At 55.5% G+C, this 6,165-nt stretch carries 5 protein-coding genes; 1 reads left to right on the forward strand and 4 read right to left on the reverse strand.

What is annotated here, in order from left to right:
• Nucleotides 1-8: 8 nt before the first annotated feature.
• Genes dnaG through ACYZTX_RS30105 form a run of 4 tightly spaced genes read right to left on the reverse strand, consistent with a single transcriptional unit; the run spans nt 9 to nt 3,842 of the window.
• Nucleotides 9-1,283: a DNA primase gene (dnaG, locus tag ACYZTX_RS30090; protein ID WP_462037247.1), complete on the reverse strand. Its 1,275-nt coding sequence runs from the start codon at nt 1,281-1,283 to the stop codon at nt 9-11.
• Nucleotides 1,284-1,334: 51 nt separating this feature from the next.
• Entirely contained in the window at nt 1,335-2,312 is a 978-nt protein-coding gene (locus ACYZTX_RS30095) for a DsbC family protein (protein WP_462037248.1), read from the reverse strand.
• Between the two features lie 3 nt (nt 2,313-2,315).
• On the reverse strand, nt 2,316-3,434 hold the full coding sequence (locus ACYZTX_RS30100; protein ID WP_462037249.1) for a secretion/conjugation apparatus DotM-related subunit: 1,119 nt from the start codon (nt 3,432-3,434) through the stop codon (nt 2,316-2,318).
• 9 nt (nt 3,435-3,443) lie between these two features.
• Entirely contained in the window at nt 3,444-3,842 is a 399-nt protein-coding gene (locus ACYZTX_RS30105; RefSeq protein ID WP_462037250.1) for a lytic transglycosylase, read from the reverse strand.
• A 140-nt stretch (nt 3,843-3,982) separates the two neighbouring features.
• Here ACYZTX_RS30105 and ACYZTX_RS30110 point away from each other — a divergent pair.
• On the forward strand, nt 3,983-6,165 hold a 2,183-nt coding region (locus ACYZTX_RS30110; protein ID WP_462037251.1), incomplete at its 3' end, for a type IA DNA topoisomerase.

The raw sequence follows: 6,165 nt of genomic DNA on the forward strand, positions 1-6,165 counted from the left end.
TTATCCCCTCAACTCAAAGGTACGCCGACCAGGTCTTCAAACTTCAGGCGCATCGCATGCCGGAACATCAGTGCCTTGGTTGTCCTGGCCAGGATCGCTTTCGCTTTATTGGCAGCGGTGACTTGTTGTTCCGGAACAGAACGGTCAAGCCTGTGAGCAACGTAATCGCAAAGGAATGTGCTCAATGGGCGTGCTTCAGCGAGCGCCGCTTCCCAGCCCGCAAGTCCGTGTGTGCGGATAAACGTGTCGGGATCCTCGCCTTCTGGAAGGAACAGAAACTGCGCGGATTGCCCATCTTTGATTTCTTCGAGCAAAACAACGGACGCAGACAGCGCTGCGCGTCTTCCAGCCCGATCACCATCGAAAGCGAACACAATCCGATCCGTGTGGATGTACAAGCGCCGGATTTGATCTTTTGTGATTGCAGTGCCCATTGGGGCAACAACTCGTTTGTCGCCTTCCTGGTGCGCGCTGATGACGTCGATGTAACCCTCTACAGCAATCGCTAAGCCTGCTTTACGAATTGCAGTCTTGGCCTGGTACAGGCCATACAGCTCTTTGCCCTTGTGGAAGATTTCTGTTTCCGGGCTGTTGAGGTACTTCGGCGCCTTGTCGGGGTTCGCCAACAGGGTTCGGCCGGCGAAGCCAATGAGGTTTCCGCTTTCGTTGTGGATGGGAAACATGATTCGCTGACGAAACCGGTCATAAAGCCCGGTGTCGTTGCGGGCCGCTAGGCCAGCGCCGATCAAAATGTCCTCACCCGATTTAGACAGCAGACTAATGACGCCTTTGGTCACCACACCAAGCCCGAACTCTTGGATCGTCTCTTCTTTAAGTCCGCGCGTTTCGTGCAGGTAAGAGCGTGCTCTAGGACTTTTCGCCAAGCCGCTTTGGTAGATGCGGGCAGCTTCTTTCAGCACCTGGTAGTAACGGCTCAACCGCTGACGCTTCTCCTTGTCATCGACCTCGTCGACTTCAGCGGCCGGGAGTTCAACACGGTACTCCTCCGCGAGCTTCACGACGGCATCGTAAAAGCTCAGGTGAAACCGCTTACGCATCCACTCGATCGCGTCACCCTTGGCTGGGCATCCGTAGCAGCGAAAAGTATTGCGCTCGGAGCTGACGGTGAAAGATGGCCCTTTTTCGTCGTGGAAAGGGCACAGCGCAGTGAAACTGCGGCCCGAGCGCTTCAGTTTGATCTCGCGACCGATCAACTCCGGAAGACTGATTTGGTCTCGAAGGTTCTCAAGGAAGGCGTCGTTGAACCGTATGAACTTAGCCATGACGAAAGCCGCCCTGGATCCGGACGACGGAGACGTTGCTGGGCTTGACCATTAACGATTTGCTCCAGCCGACGTAGCGACCCATTGAGTGATATTTTCGGCGGTCGCTCGTTGATTCGACGGGAACTCACGTCCCTGCGCGTTGATGATCACAGGCGTTCCCTCGAACAACATCGCCCGGAAGAATTCGTTGTTGGCAGCGAGCACCTCGGATGCTTGTTCACACGAAGCTGACTGCTTTTCGCGGGTGCTGCTGACGGCTTGTTTCCAGAGGCCCGCGCGTGCATTTGCCTCACTGCAAAGCATTGGGCCAAGCTGCTTTTGTGAATCGTCGCCGCCGATCACGGATACCGGGAACACATGGATCGTGTAGTCACCGGTCAACTTTTCCAGTTGAGTTTCCAGGCGTTGGCAGTACGGGCACAGGGGGTCAGAAAAGACATAGAGCTCGCCTTTCGGACCGTTCGATAGCTGGGTGCTGTATTTGTTGGTCGCAACACCATCGCGCAGCGCGTTAATAAGGAGTTTGCTGTCCGGTCGAGGTTTTACCGATCGAGGCGCTACCTCTGCGACAGGTGGTTGGATTGCTGGTGGAAGCGCTGGTGGAAGATCTGAATGTTGAACCGCTACCGGCGGCTGGCCGGCCGGCACAGCACCAGGAGCGACTGCCGCCGTAACCGCGGCGTTAAGTGATACGACAAGGATGAAAGCCAGAAGAGGGCTCAGCACCCATTTGATTGCGCCTTTGTACCAGGCCGTCAACCGACGCTTTTTCGCATACCGATTGAGCTGATGCTGCAGATGGGCGAAACCGGCGCTCGCCAATTGTTCCGTGCCGAAGGATTCGATGGTCTGCACGACGTCAGAACCATGTCGTTGCACGGTGATCGCTTTTTCATTCTTCTGCAGGCAGAAACTGACACCTTGAGTCGCCAGATCGATCGTCGAGATCGTCTGGCTCTCACCGGTGCTACCGAAATGAACGAGCATCGAATGCTCAACCACACGCACGTTATCGTTGCTTTTCACAGGTCATTCCTCGGTAGCTTTCGGGGCCAACAGGCCGATCTTGATCAGGTAGTTTTCGATGCCGTCTATGGCGTCATCGATAAAGGGTTCAACAAGCCGGTAGCCTGTATCGAAGGCGTACTCTTCCCAGAGCGTTTGGGTGAATACCGCGCACGACTCAAGGAATGGCCCTTTCCGGCCAGTCGTATTCAGGGCGTACCAGAGCCCACGATCCATGCCTTTGAGCCAATGGAAGTGGGAGGAGGGGAGCTTTCCGCTCAGCATGGCTTTCGCGTGCATGGCATGCAGCATAGAGCGGGGATAGCTGTGCTTTTTCAGCCAGCCGTCAGCTTCTGGATGAGCTGAATATTTTTTGAAGGCCTTGTCCGCCAAAGAGAGATCGGGGTAGCCCTTTTTTCCCTCGAATGTATGTGTGTGGCACGACCGGTTCAGCGCATCGAGAAGGTCTTGAGCTTTTTTCAGATCTTTGCCATTGGAGAGAAGTCGCGCGCCGAACACTGCAAACAGGGCTTTTTCGTGGGGTTTTAACTGATCCAACGAGGTGATCGGTTGGCCCAGATCCTGAATCAACATCGACCTGATCCGATCGCGGTCAAGCTGGCCGTTGACGAGTAAGCCCTTGGCCTCGACCCATTCTTCAGGGTTGACCGAGGATTTGTGTTCTTCCGGATCAGTGTTTAGCAGATCGCCGTAGTACAGCGACGGGATCACACCAGGTGAGTGGTTGGACATGATCCATGGCAGGGTCTCTGCCGTGATTTTCCGGCGCGTTTTGTAAGCAGGATGGGTGGTCGCAAGCTTGATTCCGCGCAGCGTCATCAACAACGGAATCACGATAAAGAAGTAGCCTGTTTTGTTCAGCACCGCGAAAAGTTGTTCGAAAGTCACGAACGATGGCTGACCAGCCAGAATCGCAGCCTCTTGCCGCCAGTGGCGGATGAACTCAGGCATGAAGGGCCAATCGAATACAGCTAGCTGATACCAAGCCCACTTCAAGCCCTGATACGCGAAATAGGTGTGTTCCATGTACCAGACGGCAACGCACACGCCGATGACAATGCCTACCAGCGCAATATTTAGCATTCCGCTGTCGTCGCGTTTGATTTCGCTCTGACCACTCATAGGCTCACCTCAAAAACTCAACGGCTTGGCATTCGAGCGATCCAGATACTGCACACGGATCGTCGGGATGTTGGTGAAGGGATCGGTAGCCTCGACCTGTGATCGGTCAAAGTCCTGCTCCTGGCTGAACCGCAGGATGTAAGCAGTCGCACGGGCACCCCAGCATTGATCGCTTGCGAGCGCTCCAGGTGATGTGCCGAACTGAACTTCAAGTTGTTGCGCCCAACGCAGGCCGATGGGGTAAACCCCGTTGGCCTGCTTCCTTGGTGGCTCAGCAGCCCGGCGGATTACCCGCTCCACGACGGCTTGTCGTCGAGCAAGGAGTGCAGTGAGCGGTACGGAATAATCCCGTGCTGCCTGGATTTCGCAGGCCGCTACCGGGGGCAACGCGGGGGGCATTTCTACCATCACTGATCCTCTCTGCATCGGGTGCATTGGGTGCTTAATTATTTTGTATGGTATATATTCTACAGAATATCCGCAAGCAACCAACCCGTACATACATGCACCCATGGGGCAGCATTGCCCCGCCGCAACGAGAGGAATTCATGGCGAATGATCAAAAGGTTCTCCTGGTCGGAGAGAAGAAATCACTCATAGAGGCCGTGCTGAATGTGTTGCCTGGCCGCAACGATGAGGAGGCGAGAACGCACATAATTCGTGGCAACTACCACTGCATATGGCTGACTGGCCACGCCTATGAGCAAGCGAAGCCGGACCACTACCTGCCGGAAGACCTTCCGAAAACCGCCAAGGGGAATAAGGTCTGGCGCAGCCAGGATCTACCGATCATTCCTCATCAATGGGTACTGATCCCCAAGGATGCGAGACGTCCAACACTGGCGAAACTCAAAGAGTTCCTAAAGATCTGCGACGTGATCTACCACGTCGGCGACCCCGATCAGGAAGGCCAGTTGCTGGTGGATGAGGCGCTGCAGTTCCATGGCGTCGATGTCTTCCGTACTACCAATCCCATACAGCGCGTACTGATCAACGACTACAACCGTTCGAAGGTAGAGCACGCGTTGGCCAATCTCCGCGACAACCACGAGGAAATGTTCCAGGGATGGCACCGATGGGCACTTGCTCGTGGCCGTTACGACTGGTTACTTGGCCTCAACGCGACGAGAGCAATGACACTGCGAGGTCGTGAGCTCGGCTACGACGCAACACTGCCCGTTGGCAGCGTGCAAACCCCTCTGCAATTCATCATGCGTGAGCAGGAGCGCAAGATTGAAGGCTTCGTGCCGCAGACATTTTTTAAACTCAAAGCGCAGATTCAGCATGCCAATGGCCTTTTCGCCGCGCGCTGGAAGCCTGCCGAAGGGCAGGAGGGAATCGTCGATGGTCGCCTGGTCGACGCGGATCGAGCCAAAGGCATCGCTGAACGCGTGAAAGACAAGCCCGCCCGGATCGAGCTCTACCAGGTCGAACCGAAAGACCAGCAGCCGCCATTGCCATTGGCAATGGACGAGCTGCAGATGGAGGCGTTTTCGCAATTCGGCTACACCGGCGCCCAGGTCATGGAGGCAGCGCAACAACTGTATGAAGCCTACAAAGTTGCGACCTATCCTCGATCGGATGTGCGTTACCTATCTGAAGCACAACACCAGGGCGCACCAGAAGTCATTGCAAGCGTCCTCGGTATCCGTCCGGACCTGGCCCACCTTCGCGACAAAATCGATCCTTCGCGCAAGTCCGGTGCCTTCGACGACAAGAAGATGGTGAACTCCAAGGGAGAGCCCACACCTCACCACGGTATCGTGCCGACCATACCGGAGAACCCGGTTACGCCAAGCCAGTGGACTGAAGTCGAGCGAAATGTCTACGACTTGATTGTTCGGTCCTACTTGGCGCAGTTCGCCGGTCCCTATCAGTACCTGAAAACGAGTATCGAAGTGTCGGTCGAAGGCGAGGTTTTCGCTGCTACAGGAAGTACGCCGGTTGAGGCGGGTTGGAAGGACGTGTTCACCGTCGCGGATGATGCAGAGCCTTCGGACGACGCAGAGGACGACGACAAGCAGGTGCTACCTGCCATGGCAGAAGGAGACTCCGCGCATTGCAACGGTTGCGAGGCGAAGACCGCAAAAACCACACCGCCGCCGTATTTCGACGACAAGATGCTGATCGCCGCCATGAAGAACGTACATAAGTACGTAAGCGATCCTGTAGCGCGTGCGCGACTAAAAGAAGGTGACGGCATCGGTACCACCGCAACACGAGCACCAATGATTCAAGAAATGAAAGATCGCCAGGTGATCATTCCGCTCAAACCCGGAAGCCGCAAACTCAGGACTTCGGATCAAACGAGGGCGGTTATCGATGCTTTGCCGCTCGAAGTCAAAGACCCCGCACAAGCCGGCGTTTTCAAGTCGATGCTAGACCAGGTATCGACCGGCGAAGTTGGCCTGGATCAGTTCATGGCTCAGACAGTCGAGTTTGTACGATCGATCGTGCAGCTCGCTGCAACAGCTGAGATGAAACTGCCGATCAAGCCCAGCAGTACCAAAGCTCAATGCCCGCGCTGTCAAGCAGCGTTGGATGAAGATCGCCGGACGATTTTCTGCAAATCATGCGATTTCAAATTGTGGCTGGAAGTTGCCGGAAGGATGCTCAAGCCGGCTGAAATTGACACTCTGCTTCAAGGCAAGGAAACGGCGCTGCTGACTGGCTTCAGTTCCAGCAAAACGCCCAAGTCGAAGTTCTCGGCGAAACTGAAACTCAATGTCGA

Source organism: Pseudomonas sp. MDT1-17 (genome assembly GCF_054898105.1).